The following is a 3491-nucleotide window of genomic DNA, read 5'->3' as shown; positions in this document are numbered from 1 at the left end:
TTTAATTCAACTTCATCCTTTTTGAATAAAGTGTTATTGCGAAGATATCCGTAATAGAATGTTCTTTTGACTCCTTTAAATTGAGTATTTATTTCATTTAAAATGTCCTTTGTCTTTGAAAGCGTAACACGACCTATTTTGTAAGGACAAATTTCAGTTGTGTAATCTATACCTAAAAGATCTGCGTATGCTTTTAGCTCAGCATCTGCTAATCTGTAAAGTGGTTTTATCCTTTTTACAAGTTTATCTTTATAGGGTGGAGTTAGAGGATAATTTCTTGAAAGTGTATTAAAATCCCAATTTAAAATTGCCTTAAGGGTTGTTGCAGCTCCGTCATCAAGGTTGTGACCTGTTGCAACTGAATCCACTTTTAAATCTAAGGCGATTTTATTTATAAGATACCTCTTTATAACACCACAAACAGCACAACGTGGGCGATTCTTAGCTTTTCTAAATACATCTTCCATGTTAATGCCAAAATCTTCAATTACACTATAAATAAGAACCTTCTTGCTAATTTTTTCGGAGAATTTTTTAACAACTTCAACACTTTTTTCTGAAAAGACACCGTAATGTAAGTTTAAATGGACTGGCACTATATTGAAGTTAAATTTATGCAAAAGATACCAAAGAACCATAGAATCTTTTCCGCCTGAAACTGCAACCATAATACGATCGTTTGCGTTGATGAGCCTGCTTTCTATTGCATGACCTTCTATAGCTTCTTCAAATTCACGCTCTACATGAATTTTAAAGCAATCTTCACAAAAACGCAATCCCTCAAGATAGATTGTTGCAGGTTTTCCACAACGCACGCACTTTGCCATACTCAATTATACATTATATATGCGCTTTATTAATTCAATAATCTCATGCGTTTCAAGAACTTTTGCCCCCATATTTTTAAGGTCGAGAAGATTTACCTTTTGTATTTCGTATGAGCTTGACGCAGTACCATCACTTGCAATTATGATGTCATAATCATAAGAAAGACCGTCAACAGCTGTTGCCCTTATACAATTAGGCGTTTGAACGCCTGTAATAACAAGTGTATCAATATGAAGACGCCTTAAAATGAGATCTAACTCTGTATGAAAAAATGCAGAGAATCGCTTCTTTATGACAACAATTTCTGATTCTGTTGGTAGAAGAGGTTTAACTATGGAAGCGCCTTTTGAATTCGGCAAAAGCACAGAGCCTCCATATGGAATTCGAGGTTTATCAATATCAACTTCGCTTCGATGCTCTCTTTTCACAAAAATGCGGGGAAAGTTATGCTTCCTAAAAAACGATAGAAGCCTTTCTATATTTGGAATAATATCTTTTCCACCCTTTACAAAAAGAGGGGAGGACTCGTTTAAGAAGTCCTCCTGCATATCAATTATAAGAAGCGCTATATTCATTCTCCTACCTTGTTAAGATAGCAAAACTCTTCAAACCTTTTTCTTTCTGGACGCATATGTTCAGATTTTATTTGCTTTTCAGAAAGTAATGGTGAAATTTCTTTTGCATGTTTTGCTACAACTATCAAAGTAACTACTTCATAATTTTCTGAGAGATTAACTGCCTTTTTAACAATTGCTTCGTCAAAACCTGCGATAGGATGAGCAACAAGTCCAAGCTCTGTTGCCCTTAATATTAGAAACGCATTTGATAATCCCGTGTCATAATATGCATAAATTCCATTTCGCATATTGCAGGCAAAATCCTTTGAAGTAAAGACAACAATCAACAAACCTGCATTTCTTACCCACTGGTTTCCCTTTGGAAGAGAGGCAAATAGTTTCTCAAGCGCATCTTTTTCAAAGACAAAAACATATCGGAAGGGTTGAGTATTGTTGCAACTGGGAGCAAGAGATGCATGATATGCAAGGTCTCTTATGAGATCTTCTGTAACCTCAAACGGTTCAAGCGAGCGGTATGCTCTACGAGTCTCAATTGCCTTTGTTACATCCATAAAATTAACTCCCCTTCAAAAATTCTATAATCTCGTTTATGTCGGGAAGTTCTTTTATTGGATAAACTTTCACAAAAATAACTTTCCCCTCCTCATCGAGAATGATGTTTGCCCTTTCAGAAAAACCGTTAAAGTGCCTGAAAACCTTTAGAAGCTCTGCAACATGACCGTGTGGCCAAAAATCACAAAGAAGACGGGTTTTCTTAACACCTATATGCTCTGCCCACGCCTTTTTACAAGGAACAGAATCAACACTTATGCCCACTGCAACGGTATTTAGGGATTCAAAGACTTCTTGATTTGCTTCAAGTGATTGCATCTGTTTTTCACAAACAGCAGTCCAAGCAAGCGGATGAAATGAAAGCAAAACTTTCTTTCCTCTAAAATCTGACAACTTAAACGATTGCTCGTTTTGATCCTTTAACTCAAAGTCCTCAACACTTGTTCCAATTTCTATCACATTCTCCTCCTTTTTATAATCTATTGAGTCTTTTGCATCTTATAACCTAAATCTTGATTGCTTATTTCAAGGGTATCATTCTTAAGCACCACGTTGAATGTAGAAGTAGAATTATTCAAAGTTATTGTTAGCTCATTTCCCTTTAATTCATAAGTTCCTGTTATTGTATCATTGCCTTCTGTTTTAATTAAAGTACCATCACTTTTAAACTCAAAATAAGTGGGGTTATCCACTGTAGACCAACCATTATCTGGCACCCATTGAGAAGTAACTTGCCATTTGCCAACAATCGAAACAGGTGTTGTGGTTAAAGAGTTTCTCGCACAAGAAATTGATAAAACTGCAAAAGATAAAATAACAATTGCTAAAATCAATTTTCTCATTTTTCTTACCTCCAAAAAATTTTTCCTCTACATTATAGCACTTAATAGTCAATTTTACCTATTAAAATGTACTTTCACACTGTTTTAATTTGAGAATTCAAATTGAAAAGGCTTAGAACTCACATTTATATTTTGAGTTTTTAAATTCAGCGTTTCATTAATATCGGGAGTTTCAGATTCTTCTTTTACACTAAAATCTGTAAAACCGAAACCTTTAAGATTATCTTCGGGAAATTTAATTGCAAAAATTTCGTTATTGTTGACTTTCTCTTTTAGGAAGCTTAAGTTTCCGATTGCAACAGCATATTGATCCCTTACATCGACATAGCTAAGTGATATTTTATTGTTTCTTTTTGCCCATTTGAGGTTAAAACCATTGTCAAATTTTAAAACGCCTGAACCAACACCTATAAAACCATCCTTTGCCTATAATTGCAAATCCTGTGTCTTTTGTCTCAATAATTACATTTTTTCTTGCAAATGAGGAATTTTGGAAGATATGCGAAGTTTTCACTACCTTCTTGGCTTAATGAATTCAGAAACGTGAAGGTATCGTCGCTTCGAACGAATGTGAGAAATCTCAATATTTTGAGGGGGCAACAAATCGCCCCCTCAATACTCTCCAAAAAAATACATAAAAGAATTGTCAATCAGAGGAAAAAAGTGACGAGGATTCTCCTCCAAATGGAGG

The 3491-nt window shown here is 34.9% G+C and carries 5 protein-coding genes; all 5 read right to left on the bottom strand.

The annotated features are described in order from the left end of the window. A partial coding sequence (locus ACP5SP_RS07625; protein ID WP_428076444.1) for an ATP-binding protein occupies positions 1-827 on the bottom strand: 827 nt, incomplete at its 3' end. 6 nt (positions 828-833) lie between these two features. Then, positions 834-1403 (bottom strand): cysteine hydrolase family protein, encoded by a 570-nt coding sequence (locus tag ACP5SP_RS07620; RefSeq protein WP_424587132.1) that lies wholly within the window; start codon positions 1401-1403, stop codon positions 834-836. Then, a complete protein-coding gene (locus tag ACP5SP_RS07615) occupies positions 1400-1957 on the bottom strand; it encodes a nitroreductase family protein (protein WP_424587133.1) in 558 nt (185 codons plus the stop codon). Before ACP5SP_RS07615 ends, ACP5SP_RS07620 begins: the two co-directional genes overlap by 4 nt. A 4-nt stretch (positions 1958-1961) precedes the next feature. Beyond that, on the bottom strand, positions 1962-2417 hold the full coding sequence (locus ACP5SP_RS07610) for a redoxin domain-containing protein (protein ID WP_416085243.1): 456 nt from the start codon (positions 2415-2417) through the stop codon (positions 1962-1964). 20 nt (positions 2418-2437) lie between these two features. Next, the gene (locus ACP5SP_RS07605; protein WP_424587134.1) at positions 2438-2800 is read right to left on the bottom strand and encodes a lipocalin family protein; all 363 of its coding nucleotides are present in this window, start codon (positions 2798-2800) and stop codon (positions 2438-2440) included. Positions 2801-3491: the final 691 nt, after the last annotated feature.

It is taken from the genome of Caldisericum sp., from assembly GCF_049967455.1.
GTDB lineage: Bacteria > Caldisericota > Caldisericia > Caldisericales > Caldisericaceae > Caldisericum > Caldisericum exile_A.
This window is presented reverse-complemented; position numbering and strand designations above follow the sequence as displayed.

Excerpts from the sequence above, each read along its gene's own strand:
- ACP5SP_RS07605 (WP_424587134.1), bottom strand. The coding sequence starts at position 2,800 with ATGAGAAAATTGATTTTAGCAATTGTTATTTTATCTTTTGCAGTTTTA.
- ACP5SP_RS07615 (WP_424587133.1), bottom strand. The coding sequence starts at position 1,957 with ATGGATGTAACAAAGGCAATTGAGACTCGTAGAGCATACCGCTCGCTT.
- ACP5SP_RS07620 (WP_424587132.1), bottom strand. The coding sequence starts at position 1,403 with ATGAATATAGCGCTTCTTATAATTGATATGCAGGAGGACTTCTTAAAC.